Raw genomic sequence first — 20,209 nt, forward strand, 5'->3', positions numbered from 1 at the left:
TTAACTTCAGTAAGAATTCAGTTACAATTTTACCATAAGGAGGCGTTAACTAAATGAATTATTCAATGAACGAAAATGGTTTTACGGGAAAATTGCCTTTTGGAGAAATTGAGATATCCGGCAATGAGCAATACGGTTTCCGCCCTTATCAATTACTGGTTTCTTCACTCGCTGTCTGCAGCGGCGGAGTGATGCGGAAAGTATTGGAGAAAATGCGGATGCCGGCGGATGATATCCAAATCGAAGTGAAAGAGGTCGTGCGCGTCGAGGATGAAGCTGACCGGGTTTCAAAAGTGCACATTCACTTTACCCTACAAGGAAAGATCGAAGAAAGCAAGATGGAACGCGTCATGGAGCTGACCCGGAAGAATTGTTCGATGGTTCAAAGTGTCAAAGATTCCATCGAAATTATTGAAACGTACGAATTGTCGCGTTGAGTTGAATCCATTCAAACCACAAAAGGTTCAGTCCGTATCTGTATGACAGAATGCGGCTGAACCTTTAGGTTTTCATAATATCCAATTTTGTTATTTCCATAGTTTAATTTCTTCGGCTAAGCTGCCGGTGAAATGTTCGAACCCCCTCCTTTGTCCTCTACAATGATTGGTTTCGACGATTCACTTCGGCCTCCCCTCTCATTTGAATAACATCACTTTAACACAAAACGCAAGTTAAGTAAATATTCTAAATACATAAAATTGATAAATAATTAGTTTTTCCTATAGAATGTTGAAATTCCATGCTTTTTCCGCTACTATTAACAAGCGAAATGAGGTGTATCCAATGGGAAAATCCATTACGAATAAAGAGCAGCAAGTATCTTACATGAAACAGCGATTGAATATGTTTTTAGAAGTCCTTGATGCCATTGAACCAGAAAATACCGAGCTCGAAGATATCGATCGGCTAATTGCCATGGTCGATGATCTTGATGAGAAAATGCAGCAATTTAAATCACGTCCAGAAGATGAAAAATAAGGCCAGCCGCTAAAAAAGCTTCTCCGCCATCAGCACAATTGATGGCGGAGAAGCTTTTTTTTATGGCAGTTTTATAAATTGTGTTGCCTACGATCCAGGCTGTTTCGTCTGCCCTGCATGACGGCATTGATCTGGCCGCCGACGAGCAGCAGCATTGCTGATAAGTAAAGCCAAATCATCAGCATGATTATGCCCCCGATGCTGCCGTATGTAGCAGAGAACGTAGCAAAATGGTTGATGTACAAAGAAAAAATGTAGGAAACCGCGATCCATCCGATAGAGGTGAAAGCAGCTCCCACCATGACGCTTCGCACATCCAGCCGGACATTCGGCGCCACCCAATAGATGACCGAACACACCGCAAAAATGATTAAAGGCGGTATCGTAAAACGCAGCCGATTCCAAAGTTCCAGAAAGCTATCTTCCAATCCAAGAAAAGAGGAAAGAAAAATACCGGTCTGTTGGCCGAAAATCGGCAAGACTAAAGCAACAATCATGATGAAAATCATTAAGATCGTCGAAAGGATCGACATCCCCCGGGCGATAAGAAACGGCCGGTTCTCTTCAACTCCGTAGGAGAAGTTCAACGATTTGATTAGCGCATCCATGCCCAAACTGGCGGACCAGATCGTCGCAATGATCCCGAACGACAAAAGCCGGCCGTTCTGGTTCGTCATGATGTCTTTCAATGTTTCTTCAATGATGGCATAGACTTCAGCAGGAGCTACTTCCTGCAGAAAACCATAAATTTGGTCTGACGAAAGATTCAAGTAGGGCAATAGCGTCACAAGAAAAATAAGCAAAGGAAAGATAGACAACAGGAAAAAGAACGCTAATTGCGCTCCCAGTCCTTGCACATCTATTTCTTTAATCCGTTTGCCTACTTCTTTCAGGAAGCCCTTAGCCGTGGTGACGTCATGGCTCACCTGCAAGTTATTCAAGCGCTCTTCGGAATCAGTTGATGGCCGTTGCAATTCTTTCCTGATTGGAATTACCCGTTTTTTGCAGAGCTTGAATTAGATGATGTCGAAGAACTGCTGTCATCGGTCAAAGATGAAGAGGCCGAAGGATTGTCTTCCTTCAAAGCAGTTAAGACATCGTCTTTTGAATCAAGCACAGCGTCTTTCGTGTCTACAAATGCCTCTTTCGTTTCCAATGCCATGTCTTTTACATGCGGAGTCAATTCTTTCAATTCGTTGACTTTTTCCCCTACATAAGAAGCATCATCAGAGATGCGGGCATAGAGGTTTTGAACTCTTTCCGTCTGCTGCTGGACAGCCGACATAAGCTCGTCTCTGTTCGAAGCATAGTATTTTGCATTGCTGGATAATTTCTTGGATTTGTCCATTACATCATTTCTTGTATTTTTGTCGAAGAGGGAAACGATAATCCCCATTGCTGCTCCTACTAATAATCCTGTTAATAATTTGTTTTGGCTCATTCTAAATTCCTCCCAATCAAATATGATACTTACATCTCTTTTGGATTTTCCCTCTATTCCCACATTTTAAACTTTCCTTCCTTTTTATTTTTTTCAAAAAATGCTTGACTCTCGGTTTGATATTTTGGAATATTAAATCTTAAGGAGGTTTTGGAATATTAAGAAGAGTAGATGAATTGATTGAAGGAGATGAGAAAATGGAGCAATTGGAGAATATTTTAAGCGATATCAGTGGTTTCATCTGGGGTCCTGCTTTACTTGTTTTAATCGTCGGCACCGGCATTTACTTGACTGTGCGCCTTGGCTTGCTGCAAGTCCGAATGTTGCCTTATGCATTAAAACTGGTTTTCTCAAAAAATCAGGATAAGACTTCTAAAGGCGATATCAGCCATTTCGAAGCTCTTTCAACTGCTTTGGCTGCAACTGTCGGCACCGGTAATATCGTCGGAGTTGCAACGGCGGTCGTGCTTGGTGGACCTGGCGCTGTTTTTTGGATGTGGATTTCTGCATTTTTTGGGATGGCAACGAAATATGGCGAAGCGGTTTTAGCTGTTAAATACCGGATCACCGATGCGAAGGGACAGATGGCCGGTGGACCTATGTATTACCTTGAGCATGGTCTAAAGCAAAAATGGCTTGGCGTCATATTTGCGATTTTCGGCGCCATTGCAGCTTTTGGCATCGGCAATGGAACGCAATCAAATTCTGTAGCGGGCATCGTCCGTGACACATTCAGTGTGCCGACTTGGATTACCGGAATCATTCTTACTTTATTTGCCGGAGCTGTCATTTTAGGCGGCGTCAAAGTAATAGGGAAAGTGACTTCTTATTTTGTGCCATTCATGGCTTTGTTTTATATCATTGCTGGCGCTATTATCATGCTTACGAATATTGACCTTATCTGGCCAGCGGTTACAACAATCTTCAGTTCTGCCTTTACAGGAGAAGCTGCTGTCGGCGGCGCGATCGGCGCAGCCATCCGCTACGGGGTTGCCCGAGGCGTATTCTCGAACGAAGCAGGACTTGGATCAGCTCCGATTGCTGCTGCGGCAGCCAAAACGGATATGCCTGGACGCCAGGCGCTCGTTTCGATGACACAAGTATTTATCGATACGCTGATCATCTGTTCAATCACTGGAATTACTATCGTCATGTCAGGCATGTACACGGATAAATCCCTTGAAGGTTCAGCACTCACGACTGCTGCTTTCGAGCAATTCTTGGGACCAATCGGACCAATCATTGTAGCGATCGGATTAATTTTCTTCGCTTCTTCTACCATTATCGGCTGGTCGTATTATGGCGAGAAATGCTTCCAGTATTTATTCAAGAACCCAGCCCTACTGATCGTCTACCGTATTGCCTTCATTGTGATGGTGTTTGTCGGCGCTACGGTTTCGCTAGACTTGATCTGGATGTTCTCGGATATCATGAACGGCTTGATGGCCATTCCGAACTTAATCGGCTTGCTTGGCTTGTCCGGTGTTATTGCGCTCGAAACACGACGCATTGTAAAAAAAGTAAAAGAGGAAAAAGCAGAAGCCCAAGCTGGCAATTGACTTTTTTTTTGAACAGTGAAATGATGGGTTATACCCTTCGAAAGGCAGGAACCCATCATGGATCTATCAAAACCATCAAATGAAAACATTACGTTTATGATCGAAGAAATTAAGGCAAAATTGCGCATGGTCAATGTGGATGCGATGAAATCCGAGCATTTCAACAATTCGCAGTACGAAGACCTGCTGGATTTATATGAAATGGTGAAAAGCCGCGACAACATTACACCAAACGAAATGCAGGCCATCGCGAAAGAGCTTGGCTCATTGCGCAAATAACACAAAAACCCCGACTTCGGCAGACGCCAAGGTCGGGGTTTTCATTTTCTTATTAACTCCAAACAGCAGTTTTAGCCCCTCTTTTGGTATTGGGCGATGTACCAGCTGCCTTCTTTGATGACGGTTTTAATGCCGAGCATCTCAAGGCCTGCCTCTTCTCCCCACTCCGCGAGTTCATCCCGGGTAGGCAATCGGTACAGATTGTCGAATGAGGAGAAGAAGCTATTGAAGACATTGGCAAACGGCGGATCTTCTACACTGCCGGCAATCGGAGTGACGACGGACAGGATGCCGCCGTCATTCAGCCAACTGGCGAGCTCTGTAAACAGTTCTTGCCGTTTTTCCAAGTCAATATAATGGATGACATTGTTCATCATGACCATATCCTGCTGCTTTTCAGGATGGTAATTCCATAAATCCGCATTTTCAATGGTGATGTTTTCATTGTCCCGTGTGTTTTCTTGCGCTTTTTCGGTTACGGCCGGACTAATTTCAATTCCGGTGAATTCGGTATTCGGAAAGCGTTCAGCAAGCTTTTGGATATAGCCGGCTTCGCCGCATCCGATATCCAGTACCGTCTTGCAGTCATTCTCCCTGATTTTCTTGGACATTTTAGGCAATGCCAATACTTCGAGCAGCCGGCTCGTTTCGGCCACGGTCGGTGCATGCTTTTCTTCATCAAAATGGTTGCGGCTTTGCTTCCGCATCATTTCGGGATAGCTTAACAACGTCGGAATATGCAATTCCATCATTTCTTTCAATAAGACACCGGAGGAATAATTTCCTTTCGGCTTCGGCAGCTTCCACGCATGGCTGATTTTATAGCGCCCTCTCCCCGCCTCTTTCAAATGGCCGATCGATAAGCCAACGCTGACCCATTGATCCAATAGATTTTCATCCAATTGGTAGGCATCGGCCACATCAAATTTCGACATGGGCCGTTCGAAAGCTTTAAATAAATCCAGTTCATAGCCGACATACGCGTGCCAGCTATAGAGGAACGGTTCATTCCGTTTCATGTACATTCTTGCTTTAAACATATTCATTACATCTATCATAGGAGTCCCTCCACTTTCCATGGGTAGTCATCTTCTCGAGTGAAATACTTTAATTCTTTGGTGCTCGGCGGCAGATCCCTTATCCGGATCGGCATGATGCCTCCTTGGATAAAACGGTCGCGGACATTTTCTTTCCACATTCCGAGCCCTGAAACATTCAACATTTGCTTAAAGTGAAGGATGGGATCTTCTTCCATGCGTTCAAATGTTCTTTTCCGCAAATAACTGACTGGCTTAAACGGAAATGAATAGGCGAGGGCTGCCAAATGGCTCAATTGGATGACATGGTCGGCTCGCTTATAGCGGACTTTTTCATACCATTTCAAATTGGACGGATCCAGCTTGCCGGTTTCTTTCATATCCGCCACTAATTCGCCCAGTATATCTGCGTCCTGGATGGCCATATTCATTCCTTCGCCCGCCATTGGATGGACGGCATGGGCAGCATCTCCAATAATGGCTTTGTTGGTTTTCACGTAAGAAGGCGCATGATACATAATGGGAATCATCAGCTGGATCTTTTTCCAGTCGGTCAGCTGCTGGACATAGCCGTCTACTGCCGGCGCCAAATCGGTATATAATTTATGGAAATGGCTGATTGGTTTTTCTTTCAGCTCTTTATAATCCCCTTCCGGAATCAAGTAGACACTTCTCACCATATTGTCCGGCAATGGAAATAAACCAAGAAAACGGTTATATGTAGAAATGATTTTTCCGTCTTTGAAATTTTCTGCGCGCGGAAACGAAACTGTCAGGAAATGATGGTTGTACGTCGTTTGCTTGACTTCGATGCCCATCGATTTCCGGGTGACAGAAGCCCGTCCTTCCGCGCCAAAGAAAAATCGGGCTTCCACTTCGAATGTTTCTTTGCCTTTTTGCAGCACCGCTTTATTTTCGGATAGGCTTTTGCAGGCCGTTCCATTGAAATAATGGAAGTTGGTAAACATTAAAGCCGCTTCTAAGATGATGGATTTTAATTCTTCGTGGTGGACCATATAGGCGGCATCGTATTTTCCGGGCAGCACGCTGTAATCCATGAACGATTGGTCCTGGACTTTTAACGTGCTGGAAAGTTCGAGCATATCGAGCACTTTTATCTCATTGGATCGTTCGCAGATTTCCTCATAAATTCCGATGCTGTCGAATATCTGCATGCTTTTAGGCTGCAGCAATTCCCCTTTATAAGTAGGAGGTTTTTTCGAAAGTCTTTCGGCCAGCACAACATCGACTCCGCGCTGCACCAATTTCAAGGCTAAGGTCAATCCGCCGATGCCGCCTCCGCTAATGAACACATCCGTTTTCATCTTCTTCAGCTCCTTATTGTTACCTACCCTTTTCCGGGTTGCTTGAAAACATCTTCCAATTAAAAAAGCCCGGAAGGAAAAGCAGTGCTTTTCCTTCCGGGCTTCCGTATTTTTTTCTTATAGCTGGTTGTATGCAACAGCCAGTTTAGCGCCGACTTCTGCATTGTGTTTGACGAGCTCGATGTTCGCAACGAGGCTTGTTCCTTCTGTCAATTCTTTTACTTTGCCCAGCAAGAATGGCGTCGTGTCTTTTCCTTTGATGCCGTTCTCTTCCGCTTCCGCCATGGCCCGGTCGATGATGCCGTTGATGAACGCATCTTCAAGTGCATGCTCTGCAGGAATCGGATTTGCTACAACGGCGCCGCCTTTCAACCCAAGATCCCATTGCGCTTTTAATACTTGTGCCAGAACTTCCGGATTTTCTGCGCTGAACGTCAATCCAAAGCCGCTTGAACGTGTATAGAAAGCCGGCATTTCTTCTGTTTGGTAGCCAATGACCGGAACGCCTTTTGTTTCAAGGTATTCCAATGTCAGCCCGATATCCAGAATCGATTTCGCTCCGGCACAAACGACAGCTACGCCAGTTGTCGCCAATTCTTCCAAGTCAGCTGAAATATCCATTGTCGTTTCAGCACCGCGGTGCACCCCGCCGATTCCGCCTGTAGCGAAAACGCGGATGCCGGCTAATTCCGCACAAATCATCGTAGCAGCAACAGTTGTTGCCCCGATTTTTTTCGTCGCAATCAATTGGCCAAGGTCGCGGCGTGAAACTTTTGCCACATCCGGGCTGTTTCCTAAAAGTTCAAGCTCCTCATCAGATAAACCGATTTTAATTTGGCCGTCCATGATCGCGATTGTTGCTGGGACAGCTCCATTGTCGCGGATGATCTGCTCAACAATGCGTGCGGTTTCGACATTTTGCGGATAAGGCATACCATGCGAGATAATTGTCGACTCAAGTGCCACCACCGGTTTTTTTTGGTCCATTGCTTCCTGTACTTCTTTTGAATATGAAATCATTGCTGTCATTGTAATTCCTCCAATTCTTTTTTTAACTGCTCGGCTGTAAGTTCTGTTCGGACGGTTGTTTCACTTTGCAAGGTTTTCGTCGCATTCATCAATCCTGAACGGATCGTCACATCAAATTCTTGCTCACGCAGGAAACTGTGGATCACGCCGCTCGAGAATGCATCGCCAGCACCGGTGACGTCTTCCAACGTACGGGCCTGAAGGGCTTCATAATGTTGGACTGACGAATGTTTGGCAGCAATTACGCCGTCTTTACCACCAGTGATCAATACATTTTCTGCACCCATTTCATGCAAGCGCTTTGCACTGTCTTCCCAATCTGCGAATGTGTCTATTGTTTTCCCTAAATACTGCTCTGCTTCATCCCGGTTCAGGACGAGCCAAGTGATGCCGGTCAGATCTTCAGACAGGCGGTCCATTTTCGGACCCGAAACCGGAATGACCGCCAGTGGAATCTCTCGAGACTTCGCGAGTTTTCGAATATACTCAATCGTCTCTTTCGGGCAATTCAAATCGATGACGATGCAAGAAGCTGCCAGCAGGGCGTTTTCGTTTCTCGCTAAATATGCAGGCGTCATTTGTTCATAGATGTCCATGTTCGCCATAGCCAGCAGCATTTCGCCGTCCGGCTCCAAAACGGCTGTGTAAGTGCCCGTCGAATATTCATCAAAGGACTTGGTTAAATCCGTCGACATAAACGGCGACGATACTTCTTCGATCAATTTCCACTCGGAATCATTCCCGGCAATCGACAGCAATTTCACTTCGTGGCCGAGCCGGCCCAAGTTCTCTGCTATATTGCGGGCCACGCCGCCGACGCTTCCTGTCGCTGAAGCGGGATTTGAAGTGCCCATGATCGTCTTTTTCTTCATTTTGAATTTCCGGTCGACATTCGCTCCGCCGATGCAAATGACCGTCCCTTCTTCCGGCAGGACGTAAGCTCTGCCCAGAATTTTTCCTTCACGGATCAATCCTGATATTAAGTTCGCGATGGACGGCCTGGAAAGTTTCATCGCATCTGCCATTTCCTGCTGAGATAAATAAGGATCCCGGCGAATCAAAGCTAAAAGTTCCGCTTCTTTTTGATTCAATTCCTCGCCTCCTTTTAAACATTTGTTTATATCATAAACTTTTGTTCTTAAAATTGCAAGCCTAAATCGGGAAAGTGAGGATAAACCTTGCAGGGTATGACTGAAGATTGCTAATATAATAATGATGAAAGGAGAGATTTACGTGACATCTTTTGATGAAAAATTAGTAAAATATGCAGAACTGGCTGTAAAAGTGGGGGTAAATATTCAATCTGGACAACAATTGTATATTGCCGCTTCCCTTGATGCAGCACCGCTCGTCCGCCTGATCACCAAACAAGCTTATGAGGCTGGCGCTAAACAAGTGCACGTAGATTGGAACGACGATGAAATCTCTCGCCTTCGTTATGAACTGGCTCCTGAAGACTCATTCTCGGAATATCCGGCATGGAAAGTCCAAGAGCGCGAACAGCTTGCAGACCAAGGTGCTGCATTTATCAGCATCGTTTCACAAAGTCCGGATCTGTTGAACGGCATCGATCCGAAGAAAATTGCGGCCAACCAAAAAGCCGTCGGCACCGGCTTGAAGAAATACCGCCAATACGTTCAGTCCGATAAAATCAGTTGGACGGTTTTGGCAGCGCCTTCAAAAGCCTGGGCGGCAAAAGTATTCGCAGACTTGCCGGAAGACCAGCAAGTGGATGCTTTATGGGATGCCATTTTCAAAGCAGTCCGTGCCGATTTGCCTGAACCGATTGAAGAATGGGCAAAACATAATGATACCCTTCATACAAAAGTGGATTATCTGAACGGCAAAAAATACGCGAAGCTTCACTACACTTCGCCAAAAACCGATTTGGAAGTCGGCCTTCCAAAAGGCCATTTGTGGTGCGGCGCCGGATCCATCAACGAGAAAGGACAGCCTTTCATGGCCAATATGCCAACGGAAGAAGTCTTTACCGTTCCGGATAAAACGGGCGTCAACGGCTATGTTTCCAGCACGAAACCATTGAGCTACGGCGGCAACATCATCGATGATTTCAAAATCACTTTTGAGAACGGCAAAATTGTCGATGCTTCTGCGGCACAAGGCGAAGATGTCTTAAAGAATTTGATCGCGACAGATGAAGGATCGCATTTCCTGGGAGAAGTTGCACTCGTGCCTCATCACTCGCCAATTTCAAACTCGAATATTTTGTTCTACAATACGCTTTTCGACGAGAATGCTTCAAACCACTTTGCAATCGGCAGTGCTTATGCATTCTGTTTAGAAGGCGGCAAAACGATGTCCCAGGAAGAATTGCTGGCACACGGTTTGAACCAGAGCATTACCCATGTTGATTTCATGGTGGGTTCTGAAGAGATGAATATTGACGGCATCCTGGAAGATGGCACGCGCGAGCCGATTTTCCGCAGCGGCAACTGGGCATTTTAAACCTCAATAATTGGACACTTAATTTTTTCAGTTATATCATGTATAATGAGTAATGATGATTACAAGTTCAGAGAGGAGTTATCATTATGTTAGAAGGTGTAACTATCGTATTAGGCTTTATGGTTGTTATTTTCTTATTTTTCTTCACTCTTTTGCATTTCCTTGGCAAAGAACTTCACTCTCATGATGCAGAAAAAGTAGACCCAATGCCGAAAAACAGATTTTAAGAAAAAGCCGCTTTCTCGGAGAAAGCGGCTTTTTTCATTCCCATGAGGCTTTCTTTTTACATTCTCAAATCATTTATTTTACATACCCGTTACATCCTCTATCTATAGACCCGCCTTTTTGTAATTTTCCACAACAATAGACCTTTCTTATGTATCATTTTGTTTTTGCGTGCTTTTGAACCCCTCCAATACATGGTAAAATGCAGAATGGTAATTGTTTTATAATAGGAGGAGTTTAGGCATGTTTTCTTCAACAGATATTGGAATCGACTTAGGAACAGCAAATATTTTAGTATACACAAAAGCAAAAGGCATTATTTTAAATGAACCTTCAGTGGTTGCATTAGACACGAAGACGAATAAAGTCATCGCAATCGGCGAAGACGCAAAAGCAATGATTGGGAAGACGCCTGGATCCATCCGGGTCGTGCGCCCTTTAAAAGAAGGCGTCATCGCCGACTTTGAAGTCACTACAGAATTGCTGAAGATGGTCATGCAAAAAGCTGCCAAACAAATGGGCGGATCTCTTCGCAAACCCAATGTCATGGTCTGCACCCCTTGCGGAGCCACGTCTGTTGAACGCCGTGCCATTCATGATGCAGTCAAACAAAGTGGAGCAAAAAGCGTCCACTTGATCGAAGAACCCGTAGCTGCAGCGATCGGTGCTGACTTGCCTGTCAGCGAACCGATTGCGAGCGTTATTGTGGACATCGGCGGAGGCACTACGGAAGTCGGCATCATTTCATTCGGCGGGGTCGTTTCCGCGAATACCGTAAAAGTTGCGGGAGACCGTATGGATGAAGACATTATCCAATACGTCCGCAAACATTATAATGTATTAATCGGCGAACGGACGGCTGAAACCATCAAAAAAGAAATCGGCTATGCGTTAATTCCGCACAAATCCGAATCAATTGAAATCCGCGGCCGCGATGTGATGACAGGCCTTCCGAAAACCGTCACGCTTACATCGACTGAAATTCAAGAAACGTTGAAAGAATCTTTGCTTTCTATTTTAGAATGCATTCGGGCGACTCTTGAAAATTGCCCTGCTGAATTATCGGGCGATATCGTCGACCAAGGCGTGGTCATTTCCGGAGGCGGCGCTTTGTTGAAGGGCATGCAGCAATGGTTGTCAGAAGAAATTTCCGTTCCTGTGCACACTGCCCCGCAGCCGCTTGAATCGGTTGCCATTGGCACTGGCCGTTCGCTGGTGATGCTGAACAAACTTGAAAAAATCTCTCGTTAATTTTGTTTCAATCAACAGTTTGGAAGCCGTGCTTCCAAACTGTTTTTGAATTCCGGAGGTTTACAGTCGTGTTATCGGAAAATTTGATTTAAAATAAAAGGAGTAACTTTAAGGAGGATTCACTATGTCGATGTTGGAAGATATCTTAGCTTATAACGAAGAATTTGTGAAAGAGAAGAAGTACGAGCAATACATAACGACGAAGTTTCCCGACAAGAAAGTGGTCATTTTAACTTGTATGGATACCCGGCTTATTGAAATGCTGCCGAAAGCAATGAACTTGAAAAACGGAGACGTGAAAATTGTTAAAAGCGCCGGTGCCGTCATCAATCACCCTTTCGGCGGCATTATGCGCAGTTTGATCGTAGCTGTTTATGAATTGCAAGCAGACGAAATTTACATCATCGGCCATCACGATTGCGGCATGTCGGCCATCGATCCAAAATCCATTTTATCCAAGATGGAAGCAAGAGGAATTGAACGAAAAACCATAGAAATGATGGAATATTCCGGAGTCGATTTGGAAGGATGGCTGCGCGGCTTTAGCGACGTGTCAGAAAGCGTCAAGCACAGCGTCCAGATGGTGCGCAACCACCCGCTGCTCGACAGCAAAGTTCCGGTTCATGGCCTTGTGATTGATCCGACAACCGGAAAATTAGATATGGTTGTGGATGGAAGAAACGAAAACCGCTGAGAATTTCTCAGCGGTTTTTGTCTTGTTTTTTATAGTGAAGATAATCCAATGGAATGCCGGCTTTGCCAAACTGGCGCAGAAAAGAAGTGATTTGTCCGCGATGGTACGACGCATGGTTGATGACCGTAAACAGCATTTCATCGCGCGTATTGTGAAATTCGCCGCCGCGCATGCTTTTGAAGAACAGCCCTTCCTGCCATTGCTCTTCGGTCAAAGAAGCAAAGTACAATTCCATTTCCGCATGCAAGAGCATAAATGCTTCAACCGCTTTTTCTGTCGTTGAAACATCGTACCGTTCGAATGCCGGACTTTCCACACCATTCATTCGCAGCAGCCACAGTTTTTCTACGCCAATGACATGCTCCACCGTTTTTTCGATGGACTCAAAAGAGTTATCTCCAATTCGGGTGTAAAAGTCCTCTCCGATTGACTGGACATGCTGAAGACATGCCTGAGTCGCCCATTGGTGATAGGAAAACAAATCGTTTCGATCCATCTCGCACCTTCCTTTCGCTGATGCTGTTATTCTGAAAACCACCGGACAATGTTTTTCCACCATCTTTTATAGGCGGCCTTGCCCTTTCAAAATTCACTTTCAAGCAAAGCAAATTGATAATGGTCTTCCCAGACGCCATTGATGTATAAGAATTCGCGCAGCAAGCCTTCATTCAGGAAGCCCGTCTTTTGCAGGACGCGGATCGACCCCATATTTTTCGGGGAGACGTATGCCTCGATCCGGTGCAGCCGCAATTGCTCGAAGCCGAACGTGTTGACCAGCCGCACCGCTTCTGTCGCAATGCCTTTGCCGATATAGCCCTCATCGATCGAATAGCCGACCAGCGCACTGAGGAACGGCAACCGTTTGATGCTGTACATCGAAATGTGGCCAATCATTTTATTGGACTCATGTTCAAAAATGCCAAAACTGTATTCCCGATTTTCCCGCGCCTGGTATATCGATTCCCGTATTTTTTCACGCTGCACCAATGCCGTAAAGTAACTGTCTTGATGGCGCGGTTCGTAGATCGCCCAGTAATCACGATTTCTTACCAGCAATTGAACCATCTCTTCCGCATCATCGACAGTAAGCGTCCGAAGGTAGCAAGTCTTTCCATTGAATAATAGATTCATATCATTCGAAAGAAGAAGTTAGCGCATTAAACTCTTCCGCATCTTTCACGCAAAGAGCAATGCCTTTTTCCCAGAAGGCTTCTTTGGTGATATCTTCTCCAAGATGCTTGAGCGCTAACTCTTCAGCTGTCATAATCGCAGTATCTCTTAGCAAAGCCATATACTTGCCTTCGAAATCGGCGCCTTCTTCCAATGCTTTGGCATAAATGCTCAGCGAGAATAAATAACCGAATGTATACGGGAAATTATAGAACGGCACATACGTAATGTAGAAATGCAGCTTAGAAGCCCAGAAATGCGGATGCGTTGACTTCAAACCGCCTGCAAAGCCTTCGTTTTGCGCTTGTTCCATCAGCTCATTTAAACGGGCTGCCGGCACGACGCCGTTTTTTCGTTCTTCATAGAAGCGGGTTTCAAACAGGAAGCGCGAGTGGATATTCATGAAAAACGCCACACTGCGCTGTACTTTATCTTCAAGCAATGCAATCTTTTCTTCTTTCGATTGGGCATTTTTAACGGCTGCATCTGCGACAATCATTTCAGCGAAAGTCGAAGCCGTTTCCGCTACGTTCATTGCATACGAACGGTTCAGCCCATGGACCGGGTGCATCGCGTAGGAATGGAAAGCGTGTCCCAGTTCATGTGCAAGCGTCGCCACATTCGACATGGATCCACTGTACGTCATGAAAATGCGGGATTCCTCTGCCATCGGCAACTCGGTACAGAAACCGCCTGGCCGCTTGTTTGGACGGTCTTCCGCTTCAATCCAGCCTTTTTCAAAAGCTTGCAGGGCAAATTGCCGCAGCTCAGGCCCGAACTTGCCGAAATGCTCCAAGATAAATTCTGCGCCTTCTTGATACGTAAATTGTTGCGTGCTTTCCGTAACCGGTGCATCTACATCGAACCAATCCAGGCCATCTTTCCCGAGAATTTCTGCTTTGCGGTTCAAATAAGCGACAAAAGGCTGTTTGTTCTTGCTGATGGCCCCCCACATCGCATCCAGCGTTTCCTGCTTCATGCGGTTCATATGCAAAGGCTCTTGCAAAACATGGTCCCAACCGCGTTTTTTGTACACTTCCAAACGGAATCCGGCAATCGAATTCAAGGTCTTCGCGAAAAAGTCTTCTTTCTCAGTCCACGCCTCTTCCAATTTCTCATACGATTCTTTCCGAATTTCAGCTTCTTTATGGGAGCTAAGATTATTGGCTTGTCCGACCGACATGGTCTTTTCTTCGCCATCAATCGTCATTTTGATTTTAATTTCGCCCACTAGCATATCATATAGCTGGCTCCAGCCGTGATAGCCATCCATGCTGAGTGCCGTGATCAGGTTTTCCTCTTTTTCGGAAAGCTGCATTTTCGCTTCTTCCCGCCATTCGTTTAAGAAGAAATGGAATTCTTTCAACGCATCCTGCTCAAGCAATTCTTTCCACACGGCATCATCCGTTTTCGTTAAATCCTGTTGAATTTTCTGGAGCGATGCATCAAAACGCGCATGGAGAGAAGACGATTCGCTTTGCAAAATGGCCGCTTTCTTGTCTTCCGTATTTTGCGCCATCAAACAGCCAATAAAAGATCCCGCTTGACTGAGATGCTGCATCAGCGCATTTACTTCTTCCAGCAAATTTGCCACCTTTTCAGCGTCTTCGCTTGAAGCCGGCGCTGTAAAGTGCTGAGCCGTTTTTTCAAATTCATCTAATTTGGGCGTTGCCTCGTCCATATGTACCCGCAATTCTTTTGAATCGCTGCCCCCTTGGAACAATACATCCAAATCCCATACTTCCGGAAATTTAACCGTCATGATTTTACCCCCTGGTAAACTTAATTTTCTAAAAACACTTATAAGTATACCATTTCCTGCAAAATGTCGGAACCACACGAACTTATGAATGGATTGCTTTTGAAAATTCTCACACGATCTTCACAAACCTTCCTTTTTATGAATATTCTTGGAAGTGAAGTTTGTTGAACCGCTTCCCGACAGGTATACTAAAATAGGAGGGGGGTCTTTTATGGCTAGAATACTGCTGATGACAATCGCATATATCAGCATCATCGTAATCAATTCACTAGCGAATATTTTGCCGCTTAATGGGCAAACCACTGGCGAGATTTCCAACCGCCTTCCGGTTCTATTTACTCCAGCCGGCTATGTATTCTCAATTTGGTCTGTTATTTACATATTATTGGCTATCTGGATTATCGGGTTTTGGATCCGCTACAAAAAAGGGGAAGTCCCGTCAGCCAAAATCACTTTATTCTTTACCTTGAGTGCTGTATTTAATATTGCCTGGCTGTACCTATGGCATTATGAGTTTTTTGCTTGGTCCGTTTTAGCCATCTTTGCCTACTTGGCTTCTTTGATTGCCTTGTATCTGCAATACAGCAATTCCGAGCGCAAACTCACAGAACGCCTTCCAATCTCCGTTAATATGGGATGGCTCAGTGTCGCCGCTATTGCCAACACCAGCTTTGTTTTGACGTTCTACAATTGGAGCGGCTGGGGCTTGAGCGATCAATTATGGACCGTTATCATGCTGACGGTAGCAACTGCTCTCGCACTCCATATTCGCTTCCACCATTTTGACGTTCCTTATGCCCTTGTTTTCGTTTGGGCCTTTATCGGCATTGCCGTGAAACACGGAACCAATGAACTGTTGGTCACGACCGCTTCCCTGTTTTTAAGCGGGGTCATCATCACCGGCATTTTGCTCATCAAAAAAAGATCCTGATAAACAGGATCTTTTTTATGTTTAATTGAGTTTTGTCAGTAAAATGGGCTCGCCTTTAGTGACAAGAACCGTATGTTCAATCTGGGCCACCAGCGATTGGTCAGGCGTGATGAATGTCCAGCCGTCTCCCGATTCCACAATATGCTCAGCTTTCTGAGAAATGAAAGGCTCGACAGCAAGAACCATGCCTTCTTTTAAGATCGTGGTTTCCCATGCATCGTAATAATTCAAAACATGCTGCGGAGCTTCATGCAATGATTTTCCAATGCCGTGTCCCGTTAAGTTCTTAATGACGAACAAACCTTGCTGCTTCGCTTCACGCTCTACCGCTTTTCCGATCTGGTTCAGCTTAGCGCCGGCTTTCACTTTGCTCATCGCCCGGTCAAATGCCGATTCAGCCACTTGGCATAATTTTTCTTTTTCCGGATGGCCATCCCCAACTACAAAAGAAATGCCTGTATCTGCAAAATAGCCTTCATAAGATCCTGACACGTCGATGTTCACGATGTCGCCGTCATTGATGACGCGCTTGCCCGGCATGCCGTGGGCCACTTCTTCGTTCACGCTGATGCATGTATAGCCCGGGAAATCATATTCCGCTTTCGGGCCAGATACGCCGCCAAGCTCTTTGAACATTTTGCCGCCCAGTTCATCCAATTCTTTTGTCGTAACGCCCGGCTTCGTCGCTGCTTTCATCGCTTCGCGAATTTCAGCCACCATGCGCCCTGCTTTCTTCAGCATTTCAATGTCTTTCTCATTCGTTGCAATCATTTGATACCCTTCTTTCAAATTGTCTACTGAAAATTATAGCACACGAAAAGCGCAAGCGCCCGTTTGGTGCCATTTATGAAAAGAGCCGCCGGAGAAATTTCCTCTCCGGCGGCTCTCACTTTTTTCAATTCTAAATTTTTACTGGACTTCGGCATCCACCAATTTAGGGGCAGCGGTGAAAAGCGCCGAACAAACCGCGGCTGCCAATAAGAAAACAGGAATCATATAAGTGGCGTTGTAGACAGCTGAATAAATTAGCACGTTGCCTTCTGCAAACATCCCGAAGAATAAAACACCCGTGATGACATGCATCAGGTAGCGCAAGAAAGATGCGATCAATACGCCGATCACGGCTGCAGCAATCATGCCGCCTGCTTTCCCTTGCTGATGGGCTTTCAAATAACGGCTGCGCATCAGGCCAGCAAAACCGACGGCTCCGTAAGCGACGAGATAATCCAAAATCACTTGCATTACAACAAAACCGAAAGACAACGGCGTAACGGAAATGACGCCGGTTACGATTTGCAGCAACCCGACTAACAGCCCGGTTAAAATTCCGGCTGCTGTGCCTCTTCTAAAAGCCATCAAAACAATAGGGATCATGACCAGGCTGACCGATCCGCCTTGCGGCATTTTAAACGCCACAAAATCCAATACATACCCGAGCGCTCCAAAAATCGCAATCTCCACCATTAACAAAACACGTAAATTTCTCATGACTTCCTCCTTGTGTTGTGCACATCACCAGAAGGGCCGCAGAAAAAAACCATAAAAAGCGGCGCCAGGACAGATCCTGACGCCGCATAAAAGGCAGGTTTCTATCCACATCCCTGCGCAAGCGTTAACTTACAGGTTCGAAGGGTAAGAACAAAACTGTTCACTCTCAGCAAAAGCTCCCCTTGTGGTGTATACATTAAATTCTCTTTCACCTTTCATTGTACACAAGGTCAAATGTGAAAGCAATTCGTTTTAAGTGCTCTTCTTGGGGTACACTTTTAATGATGAACGATTTTGAAAGGTGGTGAAAGCAGCAAGCATCCATTTGCTGCTAAGGACATGATTGACTTACTAAAAGATTTGATTAAAATCAAAAGCGATGATCAAGAAGGCGCCAATCAAGCATTACTGTTTTGTGCCGATTGGCTGAAAGAAAAAGGAGAAACTGTCACGATCCATGAAAACAACGGCTTCAAGATGCTTACTGCCATCAAAGGCGCCGGAGAAGAGACGCTCATCTGGAACGGCCATGTGGACGTGGTGCCTGGACACGAAGAGCAATTCACTCCATTCGAAGAACTTGGACGTTTATATGGCCGCGGCGCAGCCGATATGAAAGCGGGCGTAGCGGCAATGATGCAGGCGTTCATCGAACTCAATGCCTCGGCTTTGGAGAAAACGGTTCAACTACATATTGTCACCGATGAGGAAATCGGCGGCCGCAATACATCGAAATGGTTGGTTGACCAAGGATACCATGGCGACTTTGTCATCTGCGGAGAACCGACAGGCTTAAAAGTCGGGCTCCAATCAAAAGGCATATTACGAATGGATTTGACTTTTAAAGGAAAACCGGCGCATGGCAGCCGCCCTTGGGAAGGCGTCAATGCCATCGAATCAGCAATGAAATACCATATGGCCATGAGCGAATTGCCTTTCCGGAAAGAATCGACGGAATACTACGAGCAGCCATCCGTTAACTTGCCGATCATCAAGGCAGGCGACCGCTATAATGTCGTGCCGGAAATTTGCCATATGTCCTACGATATCCGCTTTATGCCCGGACAGGACAAAGATGAAATCGTCCGGCAAATGGCTGAACTGGCGGATACGTTAAATGTGGATATGGAATATAAAGCAAGCGGTTCTACGCCTGCTTTAACAACGACTCAAGAAAATCCGTATATCCAAATGCTGCAGAAAGCGATTAAAAACGTAACGGATCAGGAAGCGATTCTTTTTGGCCAGCACGGGGCTGCGGATACACGCTACTATGCGGAAGTTACGGGCGGCGAAGGCGCAATTGAATTTGGCCCGAGCGGGGATGACTGGCACGGCAATGCGGAATATGTCACGATCTCCAGTGTCCATGAATACAAAGAAATCCTTGTTGCGCATGCCCTCTTTAAATGAAAAAGGTTTGCGTTTCATGAAATAAGGGAAATCATTAATTAGCGAATCTATGATGGGAGCGATGAATATGGGAATCGGACGCATTGTGAAGACGGCAATTAAGATTGCACCTATTGCCTACCCAATTATTAAAAAAGTGATGGACAGCAAAAAAGCTGGAAATACGACACCTTATAAGACGCCAAACTCCAAACGATAAAAACAAAGCCGCAGCGATTGAAATCGCTGCGGCTTTGTTTTATTCAAATATAAGGAAGAACTTCACGCAAGGCTAAGTAGTCCAATTCCACTTTTTCAGATGGGCGCATGGCCGATGTATTTTCCAACGCCGGCGGATTCTCGGTTGAGGCTGCACCTTGTTCCTGCGCTTGTAGAATCTGTTCGAAACTTAACGGGTTCGGTGCAGGGAGTTCGGTGTTCTCAACTTTCCAGCCTTTCTGGTACTGCTCTAAAAAAGCATTGGCCATCGCTTGATAGCCTGTAAAATTCGGATGGACATCTGCAGGATTCGGCACTTTATCCGTTGGCGATGCACCAAAAGCGGCATCAACCGGAACAAACTGCGCCCCCGCTTTCGCCGCCGATTGTTTTAAAATCGCATTCAAGCGGTCCAGCTGCTTGCCTGTCCCTTCTTTTTGCGAATCACGTACATGCGGATAAGCGAAATAATAGCCCATGACGTAGACGTCCGCTTTCGGGGCTCTTGCTTTCAATTCGGCTAGGATGGCTTCCATGTTCTGCCGCGCCTCATTCAACGCAAAGTCAGCCTGGATTTGCTGAAAAGTCAGCGAGCCTTCTTTTGGATTTACTTGCACTAAGCGCAGTAAGTCATTGGCTCCCGCTGATAGCGTGATGATATTCGCTGAAGCCAACACTTCTTTTGCTTCCGGAGACTTGATTCTCTCCAACACATCTTCTGTCGTAAAGCCTGGGAACGCCAAGTCTTTCGTGAATAAAGCGACAGGCTGATGGCGTGCGAGCTCTCCGGCAATCATATCAGCGTAGCCTGCATCAATTTGGGAATTGGGCGTTTGCCCTGCAGCCAAGGAATCGCCCAACGCTACATAAAACGCAGGTATTTTAATCGCTGCCTGCGCTTGCACCGAAGAACCGAAGAACGTGAAAACCAGCACCAACGCGATTCCTATTTTCTTCACTTTG

General features: G+C 45.7%; 23 protein-coding genes and 1 riboswitch. Of the genes, 11 read left to right on the forward strand and 12 right to left on the reverse strand.

What is annotated here, in order from left to right:
- Positions 1-53: 53 nt before the first annotated feature.
- Together BN1080_RS12345 and BN1080_RS12350 are read left to right on the forward strand one after the other, a co-directional pair.
- Positions 54-437, forward strand: a complete 384-nt coding sequence (locus BN1080_RS12345; protein ID WP_052652400.1) for an OsmC family protein — start codon at positions 54-56, stop codon at positions 435-437.
- A 346-nt stretch (positions 438-783) separates the two neighbouring features.
- Complete coding sequence (locus BN1080_RS12350) at positions 784-978, forward strand: SE1561 family protein (protein ID WP_052652402.1); 195 nt, start codon at positions 784-786, stop codon at positions 976-978.
- 71 nt (positions 979-1,049) lie between these two features.
- Here BN1080_RS12350 and BN1080_RS12355 read toward each other — a convergent pair whose 3' ends face one another.
- Both BN1080_RS12355 and BN1080_RS12360 read right to left on the reverse strand, forming a co-directional pair.
- The gene (locus tag BN1080_RS12355; RefSeq protein ID WP_234398962.1) at positions 1,050-1,952 is read right to left on the reverse strand and encodes a YihY/virulence factor BrkB family protein; all 903 of its coding nucleotides are present in this window, start codon (positions 1,950-1,952) and stop codon (positions 1,050-1,052) included.
- Between the two features lie 17 nt (positions 1,953-1,969).
- The gene (locus BN1080_RS12360) at positions 1,970-2,419 is read right to left on the reverse strand and encodes a YtxH domain-containing protein (protein WP_052652406.1); all 450 of its coding nucleotides are present in this window, start codon (positions 2,417-2,419) and stop codon (positions 1,970-1,972) included.
- A gap of 197 nt (positions 2,420-2,616) precedes the next feature.
- Between BN1080_RS12360 and BN1080_RS12365 the strand changes: the two genes are divergently transcribed.
- Together BN1080_RS12365 and BN1080_RS12370 are read left to right on the forward strand one after the other, a co-directional pair.
- Positions 2,617-3,978, forward strand: coding sequence for an alanine/glycine:cation symporter family protein (locus BN1080_RS12365; RefSeq protein ID WP_052654606.1), 1,362 nt, complete (start codon positions 2,617-2,619; stop codon positions 3,976-3,978).
- A gap of 57 nt (positions 3,979-4,035) precedes the next feature.
- The gene (locus BN1080_RS12370; RefSeq protein WP_052652407.1) at positions 4,036-4,257 is read left to right on the forward strand and encodes a DUF1128 domain-containing protein; all 222 of its coding nucleotides are present in this window, start codon (positions 4,036-4,038) and stop codon (positions 4,255-4,257) included.
- Between the two features lie 71 nt (positions 4,258-4,328).
- Here BN1080_RS12370 and BN1080_RS12375 read toward each other — a convergent pair whose 3' ends face one another.
- The 4 genes from BN1080_RS12375 to BN1080_RS12390 all read right to left on the reverse strand — a co-directional run bounded on the left by BN1080_RS12375 (position 4,329) and on the right by BN1080_RS12390 (position 8,739).
- Positions 4,329-5,315, reverse strand: coding sequence for a class I SAM-dependent methyltransferase (locus tag BN1080_RS12375; RefSeq protein WP_052652408.1), 987 nt, complete (start codon positions 5,313-5,315; stop codon positions 4,329-4,331).
- Complete coding sequence (locus tag BN1080_RS12380) at positions 5,312-6,619, reverse strand: FAD-dependent oxidoreductase (RefSeq protein ID WP_052652409.1); 1,308 nt, start codon at positions 6,617-6,619, stop codon at positions 5,312-5,314. The genes BN1080_RS12375 and BN1080_RS12380 overlap by 4 nt, the downstream gene beginning before the upstream one ends.
- A gap of 117 nt (positions 6,620-6,736) precedes the next feature.
- A complete protein-coding gene (locus BN1080_RS12385; RefSeq protein ID WP_052652410.1) occupies positions 6,737-7,648 on the reverse strand; it encodes a pseudouridine-5'-phosphate glycosidase in 912 nt (303 codons plus the stop codon).
- On the reverse strand, positions 7,645-8,739 hold the full coding sequence (locus BN1080_RS12390; RefSeq protein ID WP_052652412.1) for a carbohydrate kinase: 1,095 nt from the start codon (positions 8,737-8,739) through the stop codon (positions 7,645-7,647). Before BN1080_RS12390 ends, BN1080_RS12385 begins: the two co-directional genes overlap by 4 nt.
- Before the next feature lie 142 nt (positions 8,740-8,881).
- Here BN1080_RS12390 and BN1080_RS12395 point away from each other — a divergent pair, with 142 nt between their 5' ends.
- The 4 genes from BN1080_RS12395 to BN1080_RS12405 all read left to right on the forward strand — a co-directional run bounded on the left by BN1080_RS12395 (position 8,882) and on the right by BN1080_RS12405 (position 12,284).
- Entirely contained in the window at positions 8,882-10,114 is a 1,233-nt protein-coding gene (locus BN1080_RS12395) for an aminopeptidase (protein WP_052652414.1), read from the forward strand.
- Positions 10,115-10,200: 86 nt separating this feature from the next.
- Positions 10,201-10,341 (forward strand): hypothetical protein, encoded by a 141-nt coding sequence (locus BN1080_RS17250; protein WP_199876619.1) that lies wholly within the window; start codon positions 10,201-10,203, stop codon positions 10,339-10,341.
- A gap of 241 nt (positions 10,342-10,582) precedes the next feature.
- Positions 10,583-11,590 carry a rod-share determining protein MreBH gene (gene mreBH / locus BN1080_RS12400; RefSeq protein WP_052652416.1) on the forward strand — a complete coding sequence of 336 codons (1,008 nt, stop codon included), beginning with the start codon at positions 10,583-10,585 and terminating at the stop codon, positions 11,588-11,590.
- Positions 11,591-11,714: 124 nt separating this feature from the next.
- Positions 11,715-12,284, forward strand: coding sequence for a beta-class carbonic anhydrase (locus BN1080_RS12405; protein ID WP_052652418.1), 570 nt, complete (start codon positions 11,715-11,717; stop codon positions 12,282-12,284).
- A 7-nt stretch (positions 12,285-12,291) separates the two neighbouring features.
- Here BN1080_RS12405 and BN1080_RS12410 read toward each other — a convergent pair whose 3' ends face one another.
- From BN1080_RS12410 to BN1080_RS12420, 3 genes are all read right to left on the reverse strand, one after another.
- Positions 12,292-12,780, reverse strand: coding sequence for a DinB family protein (locus BN1080_RS12410; RefSeq protein WP_052652420.1), 489 nt, complete (start codon positions 12,778-12,780; stop codon positions 12,292-12,294).
- An 86-nt stretch (positions 12,781-12,866) separates the two neighbouring features.
- Positions 12,867-13,415, reverse strand: a complete 549-nt coding sequence (locus BN1080_RS12415; protein WP_052652422.1) for a GNAT family N-acetyltransferase — start codon at positions 13,413-13,415, stop codon at positions 12,867-12,869.
- Between the two features lies 1 nt (position 13,416).
- On the reverse strand, positions 13,417-15,216 hold the full coding sequence (locus BN1080_RS12420) for a M3 family oligoendopeptidase (RefSeq protein WP_052652424.1): 1,800 nt from the start codon (positions 15,214-15,216) through the stop codon (positions 13,417-13,419).
- Positions 15,217-15,427: 211 nt separating this feature from the next.
- Here BN1080_RS12420 and BN1080_RS12425 point away from each other — a divergent pair, with 211 nt between their 5' ends.
- A complete protein-coding gene (locus BN1080_RS12425; RefSeq protein WP_052652426.1) occupies positions 15,428-16,147 on the forward strand; it encodes a tryptophan-rich sensory protein in 720 nt (239 codons plus the stop codon).
- A 21-nt stretch (positions 16,148-16,168) separates the two neighbouring features.
- Here BN1080_RS12425 and map read toward each other — a convergent pair whose 3' ends face one another.
- Complete coding sequence (gene map, locus BN1080_RS12430; RefSeq protein ID WP_052652428.1) at positions 16,169-16,918, reverse strand: type I methionyl aminopeptidase; 750 nt, start codon at positions 16,916-16,918, stop codon at positions 16,169-16,171.
- Between the two features lie 138 nt (positions 16,919-17,056).
- The gene (thiT, locus tag BN1080_RS12435; RefSeq protein ID WP_052652430.1) at positions 17,057-17,635 is read right to left on the reverse strand and encodes an energy-coupled thiamine transporter ThiT; all 579 of its coding nucleotides are present in this window, start codon (positions 17,633-17,635) and stop codon (positions 17,057-17,059) included.
- 93 nt (positions 17,636-17,728) lie between these two features.
- A riboswitch (TPP riboswitch) is annotated at positions 17,729-17,828 on the reverse strand.
- 146 nt (positions 17,829-17,974) lie between these two features.
- On the opposite strand from thiT, the gene BN1080_RS12440 reads away from it, so the two are divergent.
- Positions 17,975-19,048 carry a M20 family metallopeptidase gene (locus tag BN1080_RS12440; RefSeq protein WP_052654608.1) on the forward strand — a complete coding sequence of 358 codons (1,074 nt, stop codon included), beginning with the start codon at positions 17,975-17,977 and terminating at the stop codon, positions 19,046-19,048.
- Between the two features lie 67 nt (positions 19,049-19,115).
- Positions 19,116-19,247: a hypothetical protein gene (locus BN1080_RS17465; protein ID WP_267882916.1), complete on the forward strand. Its 132-nt coding sequence runs from the start codon at positions 19,116-19,118 to the stop codon at positions 19,245-19,247.
- A 43-nt stretch (positions 19,248-19,290) separates the two neighbouring features.
- Here BN1080_RS17465 and BN1080_RS12445 read toward each other — a convergent pair whose 3' ends face one another.
- Positions 19,291-20,205, reverse strand: a complete 915-nt coding sequence (locus BN1080_RS12445; protein ID WP_052652432.1) for an SGNH/GDSL hydrolase family protein — start codon at positions 20,203-20,205, stop codon at positions 19,291-19,293.
- Positions 20,206-20,209 lie beyond the last annotated feature (4 nt).

It is taken from the genome of Planococcus massiliensis (assembly GCF_000821325.1).
Taxonomy (GTDB): Bacteria; Bacillota; Bacilli; order Bacillales_A; family Planococcaceae; genus Planococcus; species Planococcus ruber.